At 60.4% G+C, this 16,282-nt stretch carries 17 protein-coding genes; 1 reads left to right on the top strand and 16 read right to left on the bottom strand.

Annotated features, from left to right (window positions below; all coding sequences use genetic code 11):
• Positions 1 to 2: 2 nt before the first annotated feature.
• The 16 genes from ACM6JM_RS17585 to ACM6JM_RS17510 all read right to left on the bottom strand — a co-directional run bounded on the left by ACM6JM_RS17585 (position 3) and on the right by ACM6JM_RS17510 (position 13,377).
• Complete coding sequence (locus ACM6JM_RS17585) at positions 3 to 215, bottom strand: tail protein X (RefSeq protein ID WP_007954888.1); 213 nt, start codon at positions 213 to 215, stop codon at positions 3 to 5.
• A complete protein-coding gene (locus ACM6JM_RS17580) occupies positions 208 to 591 on the bottom strand; it encodes a phage tail protein (RefSeq protein ID WP_210711086.1) in 384 nt (127 codons plus the stop codon). Before ACM6JM_RS17580 ends, ACM6JM_RS17585 begins: the two co-directional genes overlap by 8 nt.
• Positions 588 to 2,831: a phage tail tape measure protein gene (locus ACM6JM_RS17575; RefSeq protein ID WP_414882262.1), complete on the bottom strand. Its 2,244-nt coding sequence runs from the start codon at positions 2,829 to 2,831 to the stop codon at positions 588 to 590. The genes ACM6JM_RS17580 and ACM6JM_RS17575 overlap by 4 nt, the downstream gene beginning before the upstream one ends.
• Positions 2,832 to 2,959: 128 nt before the next feature.
• Complete coding sequence (locus ACM6JM_RS17570; protein ID WP_102686571.1) at positions 2,960 to 3,541, bottom strand: phage tail assembly protein; 582 nt, start codon at positions 3,539 to 3,541, stop codon at positions 2,960 to 2,962.
• Between the two features lie 100 nt (positions 3,542 to 3,641).
• The gene (locus ACM6JM_RS17565) at positions 3,642 to 4,148 is read right to left on the bottom strand and encodes a phage major tail tube protein (RefSeq protein ID WP_064379035.1); all 507 of its coding nucleotides are present in this window, start codon (positions 4,146 to 4,148) and stop codon (positions 3,642 to 3,644) included.
• Positions 4,148 to 5,314, bottom strand: coding sequence for a hypothetical protein (locus ACM6JM_RS17560; protein WP_064379034.1), 1,167 nt, complete (start codon positions 5,312 to 5,314; stop codon positions 4,148 to 4,150). The genes ACM6JM_RS17565 and ACM6JM_RS17560 overlap by 1 nt, the downstream gene beginning before the upstream one ends.
• Before the next feature lie 2 nt (positions 5,315 to 5,316).
• Positions 5,317 to 5,502, bottom strand: a complete 186-nt coding sequence (locus ACM6JM_RS17555) for a hypothetical protein (RefSeq protein ID WP_064593825.1) — start codon at positions 5,500 to 5,502, stop codon at positions 5,317 to 5,319.
• A gap of 113 nt (positions 5,503 to 5,615) precedes the next feature.
• The gene (locus ACM6JM_RS17550; protein WP_414882261.1) at positions 5,616 to 6,146 is read right to left on the bottom strand and encodes a DUF4376 domain-containing protein; all 531 of its coding nucleotides are present in this window, start codon (positions 6,144 to 6,146) and stop codon (positions 5,616 to 5,618) included.
• A gap of 9 nt (positions 6,147 to 6,155) precedes the next feature.
• Positions 6,156 to 8,603: a phage tail protein gene (locus tag ACM6JM_RS17545; RefSeq protein WP_414882260.1), complete on the bottom strand. Its 2,448-nt coding sequence runs from the start codon at positions 8,601 to 8,603 to the stop codon at positions 6,156 to 6,158.
• The gene (locus ACM6JM_RS17540) at positions 8,604 to 9,239 is read right to left on the bottom strand and encodes a phage tail protein I (protein ID WP_414882259.1); all 636 of its coding nucleotides are present in this window, start codon (positions 9,237 to 9,239) and stop codon (positions 8,604 to 8,606) included.
• Positions 9,236 to 10,231 carry a baseplate J/gp47 family protein gene (locus ACM6JM_RS17535; protein WP_414882258.1) on the bottom strand — a complete coding sequence of 332 codons (996 nt, stop codon included), beginning with the start codon at positions 10,229 to 10,231 and terminating at the stop codon, positions 9,236 to 9,238. The genes ACM6JM_RS17540 and ACM6JM_RS17535 overlap by 4 nt, the downstream gene beginning before the upstream one ends.
• Positions 10,228 to 10,560, bottom strand: a complete 333-nt coding sequence (locus tag ACM6JM_RS17530) for a hypothetical protein (protein ID WP_007954853.1) — start codon at positions 10,558 to 10,560, stop codon at positions 10,228 to 10,230. The genes ACM6JM_RS17535 and ACM6JM_RS17530 overlap by 4 nt, the downstream gene beginning before the upstream one ends.
• 14 nt (positions 10,561 to 10,574) lie before the next feature.
• Positions 10,575 to 11,183: a phage baseplate assembly protein V gene (locus tag ACM6JM_RS17525; protein ID WP_414882257.1), complete on the bottom strand. Its 609-nt coding sequence runs from the start codon at positions 11,181 to 11,183 to the stop codon at positions 10,575 to 10,577.
• Between the two features lie 3 nt (positions 11,184 to 11,186).
• Complete coding sequence (locus tag ACM6JM_RS17520) at positions 11,187 to 11,708, bottom strand: hypothetical protein (RefSeq protein WP_039771228.1); 522 nt, start codon at positions 11,706 to 11,708, stop codon at positions 11,187 to 11,189.
• Between the two features lie 73 nt (positions 11,709 to 11,781).
• Positions 11,782 to 12,120: a phage holin family protein gene (locus ACM6JM_RS17515; RefSeq protein WP_039771226.1), complete on the bottom strand. Its 339-nt coding sequence runs from the start codon at positions 12,118 to 12,120 to the stop codon at positions 11,782 to 11,784.
• Positions 12,121 to 12,642: 522 nt separating this feature from the next.
• Entirely contained in the window at positions 12,643 to 13,377 is a 735-nt protein-coding gene (locus tag ACM6JM_RS17510) for a helix-turn-helix transcriptional regulator (RefSeq protein WP_085666844.1), read from the bottom strand.
• A 209-nt stretch (positions 13,378 to 13,586) separates the two neighbouring features.
• Between ACM6JM_RS17510 and mutS the strand changes: the two genes are divergently transcribed.
• On the top strand, positions 13,587 to 16,169 hold the full coding sequence (gene mutS / locus ACM6JM_RS17505; protein ID WP_414882256.1) for a DNA mismatch repair protein MutS: 2,583 nt from the start codon (positions 13,587 to 13,589) through the stop codon (positions 16,167 to 16,169).
• Positions 16,170 to 16,282 lie beyond the last annotated feature (113 nt).

The raw sequence follows: 16,282 nt of genomic DNA, 5'->3' as shown, positions 1-16,282 counted from the left end.
CCTTAATCCCAGGCCAGAACCGGTTTGATTGCAGCCGGTTTCGAGTCGAGCTCCGGCAGCGTCACCCAGACACCTGCCGGCAGGATCGGGCCGTGCTCGGCCAGGGTCGGGTTGAGTGTCCACAGGGCTTCTTCGGCGCTGTCATCGCTGCGACCGGTTTCGCGGTACAGCAACAGATTCACCGAGTCACCGGCCACGCTTCGTACCTTACGCATTGTTGAACTCCGACAATTCGAGGGTCCAGTCGACCACCATCGCCGTACCATCATCGATGATGCAGGTCTGGGTTTCCTGAACCGTGGTAATCCGCCACAAACCCCAGTTGCGGCCGATGCCATCAATCAGCGGCAGCGGCACACGAAGGGCTTGCAGCGCCCGCAGCTCATCCAGCCGATCCATGGCCACCGCGTACATTGATCTGCCGGTGATGGTCAGGGTCTCGGGCTTCTGTCCCGTCTGGTGCGACTTGGGTTTGCTGGTGAGGATCTGCAGCTCCGTCCAGCCGCCATCGGACTTGCGCAGAAAACTGCTGTAGGCAAAACCGCGTGACAGGCCAAAGATGAAACTGCCCAGTGCCATTTGTTGTTTCATGTACCGGCTCCGTCAGTCAGGGCTGCATCACGACGCGTCCCGAGTGGGTTGCCGCCCATCAGCAGCGGCATGAATTGGCCATGGAATTGACCGGAGATTTGTTGCTCGATAATCGAATGAATCTGTTGGGCAGTGTCGGGGGCAGGACAGGTGACCTGGATCAGCGGCGAGAACGAAACACTCTGGTTCTGTGTCTGCGCACTGGAAAGACTTTTGGCAACTTCAGCCGGTGGGGAAAGCTTGTCTTTGTCTGATTCGGGGGCAAGCTTTTCACCCAGCCACGAACCACCCATGCTGCCCGCGGTGCTGCCGATGATGCCGCCCACCAAGCCGCCGATCGCGGTGCCGATAATCGGAACGAAGCTGCCGATCATCGCGCCCGCCACGGCGCCGGCATAGCCGCCCGCCAGGCTTCCGCCCGCCGAACCGATTGCTCCGCCTACCGCTTTGTTGTCGCCATCCTCTACGCCTTTGATCACATCGGGAACCGCAGTGACCAACGTCAAAAGCGCATTGGACTTGGTAAATTCTTTGGCTGCGCTGTTCGCGTCTTTAAAGCGGCTGCCCCATGTCTGAGGCGACGCCTCCACAGTCGCAGCCAACTTCACATCCGCCTTCGCACCGGACTTTGCCTTCCCTCCCTTCTTCTGCTTTTTCGTCTTTTGCTCAGGCGAATTGGCAGAGGCGTTATCGGTAGATCCAGCAGCAACAGGTTTGCCATCGGGTCCAACGCCGGCTGCACGATCCACCACATCGATGATGGGACCCGCCCCCGCCGTCACCAGAAGCTTCGTTGCTGCATTACGCATGGCCGAAGCCATCGCAACCTTGATTTGCGCCCCCCGGGAAACAGCGATCACCCCTGCCAGTGCGAGCAGGGCTGCCGTGGCCTTTGGTTGCTCTTCGGCAAAGCTGCTTATTCCACCGGCTACAACGTCCAGACCGACCACCACACCATCAAACAGATTGGTCAGTGAGCCACCCAGAGCCGTGGTCAATCGGGTCACAGTCCCGTCGAGCGCATTCCATCGCCCTTGCGAAGTCTCACCCAGCTCCGTGGCCGTTTTGGCCACAGAACCGACGTACCCGGGTTTCGATTCCGACTTCGGGTCTTGGCCAGGAACCAGAGAAAACGCCTTCTGCACGTCCTCAGGCTTGTTCAACAATTTAACGATCGCATCATCGTTACCGAAGAGAGCCTTCGTCAGTGACGCCCGCTCTTTCTCGTCTGATTTGCCCTTGAGCGCTTCCAATAACTGATTGATAGTCGCCGGGGCGTCCGTGCGCATTCCGCTGGCCACGGTCTCAGGTGTCAGGCCTTCAACGCCCAACTGTGCCCAGGCAGCGCGCTGCTCTTGTGTCGCTGCCTCGCCCTTGGCCAGTACCGCGGTGAACGCATTCAGCCCGGCACCGGCACTGGCCTTGTCTGCGCCACTGTTGAGAAAAGCGGCGGCAAATGCAGCAATCTGTTCAGGTTTGAGCCCCGTGGCCATCGCTTTTTCGCCGGAGCTCTGAACAACGGAGCCGATGTCGGCGGCTTTGGCATCCAGCCCGCTGTGTCCCAGAAAGTTGGTCGCATCGGCCAACCGCTGGCTTTGCGTGCGATCAAGTTTCATCGCCGACTGCCACGCCAGCATCATTTCGCTAGCCGTTTTTACATCAACACCGAATGCCGAGGCGTTGATGGCGGCGTCGCGAGCAAATCCGGTCAGAGCGTCGGCTTTCGCCTTGCCTTCAAGACCTTCGCCAACACCGGACCTGGCCGCTGCCAGTTGAACCTTCAGCAGATCCACAGCGGTCGCCCCGCTCGGAGCGACCTGCTTGTCACTGGTCATCTTCTGGGTGTCTTGTGACAACGCCCGAAGTTGATCCTTGTCCAGCTTCACGATCTGATTGAGTTCAAGCAGTGCCATTTGGTTGGCCATTGAGGCCTGCATGAACTTGAGCGGTGAGCGTTGCTCTACCTCTGCCTTGAGTTTGGACTTCGACTCGCTCGTCGCAGGTGCTGCAGTGCCAGCCTTGAATAACGACTGTTGGGCGGCCAGCACTTCTCGAAGCTTGACCTGTTCCTGGGTCAGCAATCGGATATCGGCACTGGCCATAGCCAGTGCCAGACTCAAATCCACCAGCGGTGTGCCGAGACTGTCTGGCGCTATCGATCCGCCCGCCAGTCTGGCGTTGCCGAACGCCATGCTTCCAGTCTCGCTGGCGAGCATCGGCGCATACTTCGTATCTGCCATGCCGCTCTACTCCTGTTTCACGCCAAGGCGAGTGATCGCTATGTCGTAGCGGCGCAACGCCTTTTCGGCGTCCCACTCCAGAATTTCCGCCTCACTTACCGGGTAAATGAGCGGCACGATATCGAGGATTACTTCGATGTCGCGTTCTGAAAGAAGGCCGCCGGCTGGTTTAAAAAATCGTCGATGCGCACCTGCAATTGCGTCCAGTCCGGCACGCTCAACAGGGCCAGATCGGGGATCATCAGGCCGGTGCAATGGGCGGTGATGAACTCGGCGCGTTCCTTGGCCGTTTTCAGTTTCTTCATCACTTTGGTGGCCCGCAGCGCCGGCATTTCCAGACTCAGCGAAGTCACGGTGCGGCCGGTGACGGCGAGCGGCAACAGCAGTTGCACCTGATCGGGATCGTCGGACTGTTCCGCGTCTTCGACCTGGTCGAGAAAGAACGACGCCGGACGGGTCGAGAATTCGTGCACGTACTGCGCGATGGTCACGTAGTCCGGGCGCTTGAGCTGGTCGAGTTCCTTGACCGACAAGCCGGTGGCCAGCAGCGCCAGTTCAAAGAACTGGTCGTCTTCATCGTCGCCTGCGCGTTCCAGCGCTTCTTTCTGGGCGGCGTAGAACAGCGGCTTGAGCTGGATCGATTCGATCTGCGAGCCGTCGTCACCGGTGATCGGCGACAGCAGGTCATGCTTGGGTGGCATCCACGACATGTATGAATTCCTTGGTAATTCTTGAGGGGGTGTTGCAGTCCCTTGTGGGAGCGGGGTTTGCCCACTCCCGCAGGGTTTTGTGATTGCCTTTGGCCGAGGCTTACGGCATCAGCACCGCACGACGGGCATCACCGAGGATGTCGACGCCGTTGAGGACGAACTTCTGGGTACGCACGTCGATGTCGATCACCGGAACGCCGTTTTCCAGGCGGGTGTAAGTCCGGCAGGAGAGCTCCAGCGTGGTCTTGGGTTTCTCGCCCATTTTGATCGTGCCCTCATCGAGGATCTTCAGCTTGCCGCCCACGGTGTGGTAGGTGAACCAGGTGTTGCCGTCCTGATCCTGACCGGCTTCGCGCACGTTCAGCAGGATGTCTTCGCCCAGCTTCACACCCAGTGCAAGCATGATTTCCGGGCCGGTGCCCTGCAGGATCAGCTTGGCGCCGAGTGCCTTGGCGCTCTTGGCCATTTCCTCGACGATGAAGCGCCCGCCCGTCATGTTTTCCACATCGAATTCGATCTTCGGCGGGGTGAATTCCTCCACGGTCGCCGACAGCGGCAGGCCTTGCAGGGTGGCCGCGATGGCCTGGCGATTACGGTTGGTAAACATTAGAGAACGTCCTCCAGGAACTGCTCGATGATTTCATCGCGGGCGTTGAGTTGATAAACCATGTGTTCGTTCGGCGCGTAGCGGCCGTAGTCGATGACCACGTACCAGGTGCCGTTCTTGTATTTCTCGACGCTGTTGAGTTCCGGGTGCAGGTACACGCTGCCGCCGGGAATGGTTTCGTCGGCGACCAGGGTCTGCAGCCAGTCGTTGATGCGCTTGACCTCCTGATCCATGAACGACTTGGTCAGGTTCTTGGCCATGGCTTTCTGGCCGGCCTTCACCAGCTTGCGGCTGATCGCGTCTTCCAGACCGACGTAGCTGATGAACTTGCCGGTGATCGAACGGTTGCCCAGCAGCGAGAAGCCGCCAAGGATGGTGCGGGCGTAATAGCTGACGCCGTAGCGGTTGAGCAGATCGCCTTCGGTGGAGGTGTCGAGGATGTTGTATTCAACGACCCGCGACACGTCTTCGGCGTAGGTCACCTGGTTGCCCGGGCTTTCCCACTGCTTGACCTTGGCCAGCGCGGCAATCGCCAGGCTGGATGGCGCGAGGAACACGTTTTTCTTCGCGGCTTTCGAGTACACGGCAGGCATGTTGTGCACCACCAGGCAACGATCGAAACCGAGGTCAGCGCCGCCCAGTTCCTGGCTGTACAGCACCTGATCGGCGACCGAGACGTCCTTGCCGTCCAGCACCACACGGGCCTTGATGCGCTTGCCGAACGAGGCGAACTCGCTGGCCACAGCTTTGGTGCCGGTAAAGCCCGGCGCGCCGATGATGGTCAGGTCTTCAGGGACGCTGCCCAGTGCCGCCAGACCGAGCTTGCGGCCGGTGGCCGGTTCAACACCGCCGATTACCGCGTTGACAGTATCGGCCGGGGTTGCGCCTGCTTCGACGATCACCACGTACACCGGCACCTTGACCACTTTGAGGATCTGGTAAACCGCGTGGTACAGGGTCCCCTCTTCCGAACCGGTCGGATCGAGCAGTGCGTGGGTGGTGAAGCTGTTGATGCGAAACGGTGCGTTACGCGGAATCAGCGGATCGGCTTTCGGCGCGGTGCCGACCAGACCGATGACGTTGTCGCCCAGGCCACCCATGGCCTCGGGGGATTCGGTGGCATTGACGGTAATGCCGTTGTGCTCGAAGTTCAGAACCTCAGCCATAGTCAGTCAGCCTTCTTGGCAGCGGCCTTCACGGCCTTGGTGGTAGTTGTTTTCAGCTCCAGTCGACCGGCGCTGTGCAGCGCACTGGCCTCGACATCGAGCAGATCGAGTTCCTGGCCGACGCTCGACCAGTGCCCACCGCCGGTGGGGAATGGAACGAGCACGGTGTAGGTTTGGCGGGTTGCCATTTTTCGTTTCTCCATAAACGGGAAAGCCCCTCAAAGGGAGGGGCTTGGCGGGTGTTTAACCGGTAAGAAAACGCCCCGACGGTGCGGGGCGCCAATTGAAATTCAAAGGAACGTTATGGCGTCGGGATTGAATCCGGCCAGCCTTGCAGAACCATTTCCTCTGTGCACTCTCCAGCTTCAACGGCTGACAAAAGGACTCGCTCGCGATCAAAACAATCTTGAACATGGGTGCGAACCAATGTCGCCAGCGCAATGAGCCTCGCAGCCTCCAATTCGACAAATCCCTGAGCAAACTTCCAGGCGCACTTGTAGGCCGGGTCGAGTAACGCCGCTATGACTGCACTGGCAATCAACGCTTGGCCGTCTCGTGTGGTATCGGCTGTATAGCCTTCAAAAAGCACACCAGAACTTTCGCGACGATAACGCTCAGCGGCTATCCGCTGTGCAAAATCAACTTTGACCTCAGCAGAAACCCGGGTAAGGACTCCGTCGATCAGGCACCAACGTCCAGCCGTGTCGTTCGCGGATTGCATCCAGAGTTCTTCACTGATGCGCAACGCCCCTTCAGGAATGTCGCAAACGCCCTGAATCAGGCGCTCTTTGATATGCCCGGACGCATCGAATGTCATGTATTTGTTAGTCATGTTTTCCCCTTAGCAACCGACTGCCAGCCATCGAGTAGAAGTACCGGAAGAAGACCGAACCGTAAAACCAGCCTTGTTCAGAGCCCCCATCGCAACGAATCCGACTGACCCGGAACCGGGGGTATAGTCACTGAGCGCGATAGCCGATAGCGCCGCAGAGGGAAACGTGAGAGGAAAAGCGATCGTTTGGTCAGCCGTACTGGAGACGATGGTGTACACCCCCCACTGAATAATGAATCCACCCAGCCAGGACGGAAAAACGCAGTAACCGATGCCGCTTTTCTGAAACTGAAAGCCCCACGTCAATTTTTTCGGCGTGACAATAACGCTGTCATCGGCACCGGCATTGGTTTGTGCCTGGGTGGCGACTTTCGCTGTGCCTTGATTGGTTTCAGAAGCTTGCTGTGCGAGCACGGCAAGCGCTGCGATATCAATATTTCCCTGATTGATCGGCGCGTTCCAGGCCTTGATGCACCACATGACAGCCAGGTTGCGTGGGCGAGTTTCAGTCGCATTGCCGTAGTTATAGGTTCTCACGCTACCTATAGACAACTCAGCGTTATCGCCCCCGAATGTCGACCTTAGAGCCCAATCGGCTGCTGTGTCCTTCAGCACAACGGAAGGAGTTTCTCCATTGGGATCTATTGCCTGTCCACCTCCGGATCCTGTCGGAAGGTAATGACTATGCGCCTTGAGCGTATCCGTCTGATAGCTTCCGGCAGCTCGCCCTGTATCCACCCCTCGCCCATGGTCCCAGCCACGCAGAAACTCACCTCGAGACTCCGGCAAGCGGAAATTGCCGGTGTCCTCATCGCCTTTGTTGAACGTAGTGCCCAGGTACGCGGAGAGATCGGGATAGGTCGAAGTGCTCTGCACACTGCCATTGAGCTCAAGAAAGCCAGGCGGCACGATCCCCGTCGGAAACGCCATGACGGCACCCACCGGAACCGAAGATCCCAGCCGGGAAACCTCCTTCACCAGTGCCGCTACGTCGATGTTTCCCTGATTGATCGGTGCGTTCCAGGCCTTGATGCACCACATGACGGCGAAGTTGCGGGGGCGATTTTCATCCGCCGTGCGGGCCTGTCGAGCGTTATCGAAATTGACGTTGGTGTATGCATCTACAGCAGCCGTAACGCCCTTTGATACTCCCGACTTGCTGCCGGCATATACGCCGTTAAGCGCTTGAGCAAGGCCAGTAGCGTCAGCAGCAGCAATTCCGCCGGTCAAGCGTTGCATCGCATCAAGTTGAGCGGTTCCGAGCGCGCGTCCGGCGTCAACACCCCGCCCATGATCCCAACCGCGCAAGAACTCCCCACGCGCCTCAGGCAAACGGAAATTCCCGAAACCCTCATCCCCCTTGTTGAACTTGCCGCCCAGATAGGCACTCAAGTCCGGGTAAGTCGCGCTGCTCTTGACGCTGTTGTCCAGCTCCAGGAAACCCGGTGGCGGTGTATCAACGGGGAAGGCAACAATCGAACCCACCGGCAACGCCGACGCCTTGGCAATCAGCGCCTCGACTTCAGCTTTGGTGTAGGAGTCCTTGATACCAAAACCGGCCAGCGTGTCCGGATTCGAGCCGGCAGTCGCACGGCCGTATTCGTCGACGCTCAGACTCTTGTAAGTCCCGGCAGCAATCCCGGTACGCCCCGCGAGCATCTTGAATGTCAACGCAGTAGTGCCGAGGGTAATCGGCGCATTTGTGGTCAGATGCCACAGCGAATCACCGTTGAGCGTGCCCTCTTCCACCATCACCGTCAGGCCCGGTGTGACCTTGGCGCTGACGTTGGCATCGTTGGCCCGAACCCAGTCGCCGTTGGCCACGATCCACAGGCCGTTGTCCTTGGCCAGGGTCTGGTTCGGCAGCAACACGCGATCACCGGCAATCACTGCAACACTGTCGATTTGCTGCGCACCGTTCAACACCACGTTGGCGGTGGCGGCGACACGTACCGATTGTTTGCCATCGAGTTTGCCGAGTTCTTCGGCGAGGTAACTCATGACCCAAGCGCGGGTGGCCTTGACCACCGTGTCATCGATCAGCAGCGTCACCAGCGAAGCATTGCTGGTCTCGAAAATCGAGCGGATGTAGAACTCTTTGCCCGAGCCGGAGGTAGCCAGTACCGGTTTGAACGACTCCGGGTATTTGACGATGGCGTAGAGAATCCCGGTGTCGGTCCACAGCCCCGCTTCACGCACATACCAGCCGCCGACGTCCGGCGGGATGGTGACTTCGGCGAGCAGCCAGCTCGGATTCTTCTCGTCCTGGAACAGCGCGTTGAGCGGTCCGCGCCAGACTTCGCGTTTCAGCGCGGTGGCGGTTGCGGCCGGGTTGTAGACCGAGCCACCGCCGTCGCCGACGGAAATCTGCGTCAGCTTGATCGGTACGCCCGCCGCCTTGCAGGCGGTTTCGTAGGCAATCCCTGCGTTGGTGAGCAGGGTGTAATAGTCAGCCATTCAGGCCCCCTGAGGATAAATAGTGGATGTTTCGACGGTGTATAGCGCCGCCGCCATGAAGGCCTCACCGGATGTCTCGAGCCCTTCGAGGAACACCGGATACACCGTGGTCAGCTCACCGCAGAAGGTCGCGGCACCGATGACGTGATTGCCGAAGGCGCTGAGGCCGACCGACACCGACAGCACGTCCCGTTCGCTCTTGGCATCCGCCAGGCGCCGGTCGAGACGGGCGTCGATTTCTTCGCTGTAGGGTTGTTCGGTGAAAGCCCGCACGGAAAAGCTGTAAGGCTCGCCTGGCGGTGTCTGTTCGTACCAGGCGCGGATTTCCGGCCTGAGCTGCAAACCCTTGGCGGCGTTCTCCAACGCCTTGCGAGTGCCGGCCTGGCGCGCGGTGGGCCAGGCCAGTTCGACGGTCAGGCGCTTTTCCGCTTCCGGTGCGTCGGTGCTCCATTCGGCAACCCCACGATCTGCCGCGAGATACGGCAGGAAGGCGACGGGGGTTGAGGCCGGGTTCATCAGTTCTGGAAACGGCGGCGAGATGCGATCAAGCAGTGCGCCGAAGCCGATGTCGAGGGCCCGTTCCAGCGCCGAGCTGTTGGCCGGCAGCAGAGTTGGACGCGGTGTCTGATCGGTCATAGCGTCTGCACCTCGACTTCGACCGCCGTGCAGTACGGCGCTTGAAACGCCGAGCACACAACGGAATCCAGAGGTTCAAGAATCTGTAATTGCACGGCGCCGGCGCTGTGCAGCGTGTAGTCGATCCAGCTCGGATCGACCCGGCCTTCCAGGCGATGGCAACTGTCGGCGTAGGCCTGCAAATGCTGCTGCGCGGCGACTTTGGTCAGGCCCGAATCCGGACCGGAATTGATCTTCGCCACGACGCGGATTTTGTAGCGCTGAATCTCGGCGCCTTTGACTGTGACCTTGTCGGTCTCCGGACAAACATCGGGCCGGGCAAAGTGTTGGCGTACACCTTCGAGCAGCGTCGTGGACGGCGTACCGTCGCCCTCGCGGGCAAGCACGGTGACTTGCACTTCGCCAGGCGCGGTGCGACGACCATTGCCGTCCTTGACCTGCGCGGCGAGGCCGTCCGGGTCGAAGGTGTAGGTGACGTTCACCACACCGGCCTCGGTGGATTCGACTTTCACTGTCGGCCGCTCGCCGAGGGTGAACACCTCGCGGCGATACTGCATCCGGGACCCCGCCGCCGGCGCATGGGGCGCCAGGTAATAGCGCAGCCGGGCGTCATCGTCGCTTTCGTAGATCGCCGGCACCGGCGGGAATGCCGCCGGGTCGCCCGGATCGAGCAACTGTCGCTCCAGGCCCATGTCCGCCAACCGCGCATCAAGGTTGCTGCCGGTGGCCCACCACGCCAGCATCTGCTTGATGCGGGCGTTGTATTTGCGTTCGTGGGTTTGCAGGCGAACGCAGAAAGCTTCGAGCGCCAGGGTCAGCAGTTCGCTTTCGTTTTCCAGGCTGGTCTTGAGTTTTTCCGCGCTCTGCGGCGAGCGCGCGCTGACGTACTCGATGACGAAGATCTTGAACTCGGCGAGCAGATCCTCGAAGGCATCGACCTTGATCAGGGAGGGTTCGGCCAATTGATTCTGGCCGGGGATCAACATGCTCATGTCACGACCTCGAAAGTCTGTTGGCGGTTTTTCCAGGTACCGGCAAACCGCAGCAGCAAACCGGCGCCCTGTCGGGTGGCGACGATCACGCCGGGCTGGAAATCGCCGATGCCGTTTTGCGGGTTGTAGAACGCCTGGGCCGCGTGGCTCTGGGCGAGCAACAGGATGTCGTCGCCCAGGTTCTGCCCCAGCAGCGTGGGGATCAGCGAACCGTACAAGGGCCGTTTTTGCCGGGTGCCCAGCGGCGTGGTCAGGGCCCGGGTCGCGCGCTGCACGAATTGCAGCCAGTCGTCGACCGTGGCCCCGCTGTCTCTATCGATTCCGATCATGGGAAGCTCTTGATTCAGGGGCTGATGACGCGGCCCTGGTGATCCACCAACGGGCCGCTGAAGTGCACGCCCGAGGCGTCGATGGTCAGGCCGGTGGCGCCCAGTTGCAGGTTGATCGCTTGCGGGGTCATCGCCAGCCGTGCCGGCCCGATGCTCAGCTCAAGCGACTCGCGAGAACCGTTGAAGGCGGCCGGGCCGTTTTGCCAATGCAGCGTGTGCGTGGCGTCGTCGTAGCCGCTTTCGCTGCCGTCCTGATGGACGCGACGAGTCAACGTCGGCACCGTCGAGGTCGGTGGAAAACGGTCACTGTTGAGGCCGAACAACGCCACGCTCTGCGCGCCGCTTTCGCCGCTGCCGTAGTTGAACAGCAGACACTGTTCGCCCACCGTCGGGATCCGCGACTCGCTCTGCGCACCGGCGCTGGGGTTGAAGAACTTGATGGCCGGTGTCAGCAATCCGCCATGGCTGACTCTGCAGGTGTTACTGGCGGCATCGACTTCCTGACAGATGCCGATGCGGCAATAACTTTCGGCACGCCGGTGCAGGTCTTCGATTTCCGCTTCCATCTCGGCCAGGCGTTCGATGATCGGGCCCAGCTGCATTCGCAGTAACGCGTCGAACATCGGTCAGGCCTCCAGCGTGGTGTATTGGTCGGGATCGTCGATGTCGCTGACTTCCCAGGTGCGGGCGAATTTCGGTGTACCGAGCGGGTCGTCCAGCAGGGTCGGGCCCAAGTAGAGGGTCTGGTTGAAAGACAATGTCCAGGCTTTGTTCGGCTGGTCGGCGCGGATGAGCAATGACGGCAATCCATCGATGTTCATCGGCAGATCGCATTGATCGCCGGACAGGCCCCAGCGGTTGTCGGTGACCAGATTCTTCAGGGCGGCGATCAGGTCACAGGCGGCAAACGCCGTGGCGGACAGCGCCGGAATGACTTGCAACGACAGCGTCAGCACATGGGCGATGCGCCCATTGGCGGCGCGCTCTCCCGGTGCATTTCGCTCGATGTCGATCAGCACCCAGGCCTTGTCGCCGGGGGCCGTGAAGTCATCGTGACTGCCGACCTGCACGTTCAGCTCGGAGCTGTTGCGCAAGGCTGTCGCCATCGCCATGAACAGTTGCGAAGGCTGCTGGATCGGTGCGGGCATGCTTGACCTCCTTTTTCTGATGTCCACGCGAAGTCCCGCCGCACGGCGTGCAGCGAGACAGGAAAGTGAGGGGTTATTGCGGATCGCGCGGCGGAACTTCGCAGACGCCGATGCGCTTGGCGGCCCAGCGTTCGTAAAGACCGATGGCCACGTCGGCACCGGCCATTGCGGTGAGACAACCAAATGCCCCAGCGGCCCAGATCGACAGCCCGGCGGCATACAGCAGCATGATCGCCGAGACACCGCAGATCATGCAGGCGCCGGAGCGCAAGGCCAGGCGCCGCAACAGTGACCAGCCGCGAGCGCCCTCCTTGTCGGCACGCCACATTTCGCCGGACACCCCGCCCACGACGGCCAGGAGGATGACCAGCCAGATCGGCATGTCCGCCAACGCTTGTTGCTCGTTTGTCATGTCACGCCTCCGTGGGTGATTGATGAGTGATGTGTGTGGGGTTCAATCGATTTCTCTTGAGGTAGGCATTCCAAAAAGCCCGGCAACTCGCCGGGCTTTTCAGTAATGCGCTCCTTCGCCTTCCTTCAATCCTGTGTACGAGAAGGAAGCTGACTTTTCGGCGCTACTGGCGCGGTACGAGTCCATTCAAATTGTTTTTCCGACCGCGGTCCCTGCCCGCCGGATAACTGCTTCTGGTGCTTTACGCTGCACACCCGGGTCAGTTGCCAACCCTCTGAACCGTTGAGGCCGGTTCATCGCTGCCTGTTCTTGTGGAACTAAAGAGCTGTTGTTGCCAGCCGCTTTGTCGAGCGGCTTGGTGGCAAGAATATGCATGGATGCATATACAGTCAATGCGTAAATGCATTTATTTATGCACAAGAAATGCGCGAATGCATGAAAGCCCCGCGATTCAAGGGTTAGCCGGTTTTCTACAGGCGAAAAAAAACCCGCCGAGGCGGGTTTTGTCAGCGAGGAATCCGGTTACCGGGCGTACATGCCCCACCAGAAGACGTGACCGAGGATGACGATCTGCTCTTCCTGCATGTCCTGAAAGCTGTAGTCCTCATCCGGGTGTTCATCGCGGTTGAAGCTGCGCAGACGGATACCGGTAGGCAGGCGATAGAGCTGCTTCACCCGAAGTTGACCGTTGTGGTTGATCGCATAAAGGTCGCCATCAATGATGTCGCCGATCCCGCATTTGCCGGCATTGACCCCGACCGTGGCGCCGTCGCGCAGCACCGGCAACATGCTGTTGCCCCGCACTGTCACGCATTTGGCCTGATCGAACTGCACACCGTTATGGCGCAGGCTGCGCTTGCCGAAGCGCAGGCTGGAGCGTTCGCTCTCTTCGATGACGAATCTTCCTGATCCAGCAGCCAATTCAACCTCGCGAAGAAAGGGCACCGACACCTCGTCGTCATCGACTGGCGTGTCGTCGTCCCACAGGCTTATGTCCTTGAGTTCGGAATGTAACTCGTCGCGTCCGCCGTTGGCGGCGGGCGCAACATCCGCGCGCCCGCGCAACTGATCGGTGCTCACGGCAAAGTACTCGGCGATCTTCGAGATGTGTTTATCCGAAGGATCGACGATCTTCCCGCTGAGAATCCGCGAGAGCGTGGATTGAGGCACGCCGGTGCGACGGTGGAGCTCCGTGGGGGAGATCCCGTGCTGGTCGAGCAGTGCTCTTAAGACGGTAGATACGTTGCGTTTTTGCATAACGCGCATAGTGCTTGAAGTTTTTCGCGAAGACAAATGCTGATTTGCATAAATCGTGCATACTCGAGCTTTTGCGCCATATAGCTGTCACCCGGCCGCGATGCCTGCGTCCGACAGACCGCCCATGGTAACCTTGCGCCCATCGCGGAAAAGCCCGGCCACTGCCGCGCTTTTGCCCCACACCTTTGAACGAGTTGCCTGACAATCCGATGAATAAAGCCGTCTCCGACCTGTCCTCCCACACTCCGATGATGCAGCAGTACTGGCGCCTGAAGAATCAGCACCCGGACCAGCTGATGTTCTACCGCATGGGCGACTTCTACGAGATCTTCTACGAAGACGCGAAGAAGGCGGCCAAGTTGCTGGACATCACCCTGACCGCGCGCGGGCAGTCGGCGGGTCAGGCGATTCCGATGTGCGGGATTCCGTATCACGCGGCGGAAGGTTATCTGGCGAAGCTGGTCAAGCTCGGCGAGTCGGTGGTGATCTGCGAGCAGGTCGGTGATCCGGCCACCAGCAAGGGGCCGGTGGAACGCCAAGTGGTGCGGATCATCACCCCCGGTACGGTCAGCGACGAGGCGTTGCTGGATGAGCGTCGCGATAACCTGATCGCGGCGGTGCTGGGCGATGAGCGCCTGTTCGGCCTGGCTGTGCTGGACATCACCAGCGGCAACTTCACCGTACTGGAGATCAAGGGCTGGGAAAACCTGCTGGCAGAGCTGGAGCGGGTCAATCCGGTTGAGCTGTTGATCCCGGATGACTGGCCAAAGGATTTGCCGGCCGAAAAACGCCGTGGGGTACGTCGCCGTGCACCGTGGGATTTCGAGCGCGACTCGGCGCTGAAAAGTCTCTGTCAGCAATTCTCCACCCAAGACCTCAAAGGCTTCGGCTGCGAAACCCTGACCCTGGCCATCGGCGCCGCCGGTTGCCTGCTGGCGTATGCCAAGGAAACCCAGCGCACCGCCCTGCCCCATCTGCGCAGCCTGCGTCATGAACGGCTGGACGACACCGTGGTGCTGGACGGCGCCAGCCGCCGCAACCTGGAACTCGACACCAACCTGGCGGGTGGCCGCGACAACACCCTGCAATCGGTGGTCGACCGTTGCCAGACCGCCATGGGCAGCCGTTTGCTGACTCGCTGGCTCAACCGTCCGCTGCGCGACCTGACCGTGTTGCTTGCTCGTCAGACCTCGATCACTTGCCTGCTCGACCGCTATCGCTTTGAAAACCTGCAGCCGCAGCTCAAGGAAATCGGCGACATCGAGCGGATTCTGGCGCGGATCGGCCTGCGCAATGCCCGCCCTCGCGACCTCGCCCGCCTGCGTGATGCACTCGGCGCGTTGCCTCAACTGCAAGTGGCAATGGCTGACCTGGAAGCGCCGCACCTGCAACGCCTGGCGGCCACCACCAGCACTTACCCGGAACTGGCGGCGCTGCTGGAAAAAGCCATCATCGACAACCCGCCGGCGGTGATCCGCGACGGCGGCGTGCTGAAAACCGGTTACGACAGCGAACTCGACGAGCTGCAATCGCTGAGCGAGAACGCCGGTCAGTTCCTGATCGATCTGGAAGCCCGGGAAAAGGCCCGCACAGGCCTCGCCAACCTGAAAGTCGGCTACAACCGTATCCACGGTTACTTCATCGAGTTGCCGAGCAAACAGGCTGAATCGGCGCCGGCAGATTACATCCGCCGCCAGACCCTCAAAGGCGCCGAGCGCTTTATCACCCCGGAGCTGAAAGAGTTTGAAGACAAGGCACTGTCGGCCAAAAGCCGTGCCCTGGCCCGCGAGAAGATGCTTTATGAAGCATTGCTGGAAGATCTGATCAGCCAGTTGCCCCCATTGCAGGACACCGCTTCGGCTCTCGCCGAACTGGACGTGCTGAGCAACCTCGCCGAGCGTGCACTGAATCTCGACCTGAATTGCCCGACGTTCGTCAGCGAACCGTGCATGCGTATCACCCAGGGCCGTCACCCGGTGGTCGAGCAAGTGCTGACCACGCCGTTCGTGGCCAACGACCTGAGCCTGGATGACAACACTCGCATGCTGGTGATCACCGGCCCGAACATGGGCGGTAAATCCACCTATATGCGCCAGACTGCACTGATCGTGCTGTTGGCACATATCGGCAGCTTTGTGCCGGCAGCGAGTTGCGAACTGTCGCTGGTGGACCGGATCTTTACCCGGATCGGATCCAGCGATGACCTCGCCGGTGGGCGTTCGACCTTCATGGTGGAAATGAGCGAAACCGCGAACATCCTGCACAACGCCACCGAGCGCAGCCTGGTGCTGATGGACGAAGTCGGTCGCGGCACCAGCACCTTTGACGGTCTGTCCCTGGCGTGGGCGGCGGCGGAGCGTCTGGCGCAATTGCGGGCCTATACTCTGTTTGCGACGCACTATTTCGAACTGACCGTACTGCCGGAAGCCGAACCTCTGGTGGCCAACGTGCACCTCAACGCCACCGAGCACAACGAACGCATCGTGTTCCTGCACCACGTGTTGCCGGGGCCGGCAAGCCAGAGTTATGGCCTTGCGGTTGCGCAGCTGGCCGGTGTGCCAAGCGAAGTGATTGTGCGTGCTCGTGAGCACCTGAGCCGCCTGGAAGATACCGCGCTGCCGCATGAGGCGCCAAAACCGGCCGCCAAGGGCAAACCGGCGACACCGCAGCAGACCGACATGTTTGCCAGCCTCCCGCATCCGGTGCTGGATGAATTGGCCAAACTGGATCTGGATGACGTCACACCGCGTCGTGCACTCGAAATGCTCTATGCACTAAAGAACCGGATCTAAGCACCGACGAACCGGATATAACGCAAACGGCTTCAAGCTGTTAGAATCTCGCGCGGTTTGGGATGCTGCTGGCTAATAGCCTGGCTGGCAGACATCGCTCCCGAACCTGGCGA

It is taken from the genome of Pseudomonas sp. IT-P2 (assembly GCF_949767575.1).
Taxonomy (GTDB): Bacteria; Pseudomonadota; Gammaproteobacteria; order Pseudomonadales; family Pseudomonadaceae; genus Aquipseudomonas; species Aquipseudomonas pharyngis.
The sequence above is the reverse complement of the archived record's forward strand: the minus strand, read 5'-3'. Positions and strand labels throughout refer to the sequence as shown.